This window comes from Duganella rhizosphaerae (assembly GCF_040364205.1).
Lineage (GTDB): Bacteria > Pseudomonadota > Gammaproteobacteria > Burkholderiales > Burkholderiaceae_D > Rugamonas > Rugamonas rhizosphaerae.
The window spans coordinates 1-2,142 of sequence record NZ_BPWK01000050.1; the positions used below are offsets into that span (position 1 = coordinate 1).

The 2,142-nt window shown below is 61.7% G+C and carries 2 protein-coding genes; both read right to left on the bottom strand.

Annotation, left to right across the window (positions count from 1 at the left end; genetic code table 11):
- On the bottom strand, positions 1-1,644 hold a 1,644-nt coding region (locus tag RUGAMON1_RS32520; RefSeq protein ID WP_445234402.1), incomplete at its 3' end, for a condensation domain-containing protein.
- A gap of 110 nt (positions 1,645-1,754) precedes the next feature.
- On the bottom strand, positions 1,755-2,142 hold a 388-nt coding region (locus RUGAMON1_RS32525; RefSeq protein ID WP_445234403.1), incomplete at its 5' end, for a phosphopantetheine-binding protein.

Here is a 2,142-nt window from a genome sequence, read left to right on the forward strand (position 1 = left end):
GGCCTGCGCGTTCAGGTCGGCGTAGCTGACCTGGCGCTGCTCATGCACCAGCGCCACCGCGTGCGGCGTGCGCTCCGCCTGGCGTTCGAACAGCTCGTGCAGGCAAACGTCACGCTCGTAGTCCGCCGCCGTCGCGTTCCATTCGACCAGCACCTGGCGGCGTTCCGCCGCCGACAGCACGCCGATCTCCGCCAGCGTCGTCTGCGGCGCCGTTTCCAGCGCGGCGACGATGCCTTCCAGCGCGGTCTGCATGTATTTGCACACCCGTTCGGCCGATGCAACCCGCTTCACTTGCGCGCTCAACGACAGCGCGTTGCCGTGGTCATTCACCGACAGCATGAACGGGAAATTGGTGCGTTCTTCATTCTTGAGTATTTCCACACCCGGCCATTCCGTCTCTGCCGAACCGGTATCGGAAGCCTGGGCATGACGATAGTTCAGCAACGCCGAGAACAGCGGCATCGGCGCCGCCACGCCGCTGCAGCGCTGTGCCGTCGACAGCGGCGCGTGCTCGTGACGCAGCAGTTGGGTCAGCAGCGTATGCGTGCGGCGTACACCTTGCGCCACGCTTTGACTGTCTATGCTGACGCGGACCGGCAAGGTATTGATGAACATACCCAGTACCCTCTCGGCGCCGTCGCCGCCGTCCATGCGGCCGAACAGCACAGTGCCAAACACCACATCCTGGCGTCCCGTCAGTTTTGACAATACCTGGGCCCAGGCCAGATGCATCACACTGGCCAGGCTGACACCCAGTTCGCGCGCCTGTCCTCGCAGGCGCAGCAACAGGGGCTGCGCAATTTCAAGGCTGGCTTCTTCAATATCGCTACCGTCGCCCAGGACGTCGATCACGCCATATGGCGCGGTCGGCTCGTCGATATCGGCAAGCATCTCCGAAAAGAAGGTTTCATGTTCATGACGGCTGACGCCCAAGCGCGCCTGCGCGACGAAGTTACGAAACGGCAGGGCCGATGGCAACTGCGCCGCCAATCCGAGTTGGATCATCCGGATCTCTTCGACCAGCATCGCCAGCGTCGTGTGATCCATGGCCAGGTGATGCGTCAGCAATTGCAGCAGCCAGCGGCCACTGTGCTGGTCCTCGCCCATGAAGCCGCGCATCAACGGCGCCTGGCGCACATCGATCCGGAAGTGACGCGGATCATAGCGCTGCGCCAACTGGTCGGCAAAGGCGCCAGCGCCGGCGTCGAAAGTCACCGTTTCCAACGCCATTGGGGCCGACCGCCATACCACTTGCAACGGCTCGTCCAGATTGTCCCAGACGATCGCGGTACGCAGGATATCGTGCCGGACGATAACCTGCTGCAGGGCCGCCAGGAAGCAGTCAAGCCGGTCGCGCGTATCGAATTCCATCAGCACCGGCAGCAGATAGGGATCGCCGTCCCGCTGAGTGCGATGGTGGAACAGTATCCCCTCCTGCAGCGGCGCAAGCGGATAGATGTCCTGGATATTAGCCGCACCGCCGCTCACCTGGGCGGCGATACCGTTGCGCTGTTCAGCCGTCAGTTCATTTGGCGGCAAGGCGAGATGCTTGCCGAACTTCTTCAAGTCGCTCATGTAGCGGGCATACTCGCCCGACTTCAGCATACCGATCAATACCGGCTTGCAGCTGCGTAGCATTGCCATGAGTACGTCGTCCAGCGCCTGGTCCTTGCCACGAATACGAAGTTGATCTTCGTTGGAGAGTGAAAGAGTAACGCCTTTTTCGTGCAGTTGAAGCAAAAGATCAGTCGCCATCATAATAAAATTTCCTTAAAATTTCCTTCGTCGTCGGCATCCGCCGACAACAATTCTTCGCTGTCGTTTGACGCGATACTTGATATGGCAATTGCCAATTGAGCGACTGTCGGCGTACCGAATAGCGTGCGTACATCTGCCGGCAGTCCGGCGCGACGCATGTGGGCCAACAAGGTGACCGCCAGCAGCGAATGGCCGCCCAACTGGAAGAAGTTGTCGTGACGTCCGACCCGCTCCAGCTTGAGCACCTCCGCCCAGATCGCCGCCAGCGTCTCTTCGGTCTCGCCCTGCGGCGCCTCATAGCCGCGGGTGACGTAAGCCTGTCCCTGCGGCGCCGGCAGCGCCTTGCGATCAAGCTTGCCGTTCGGCGTCAGCGGCAAGGCCTCC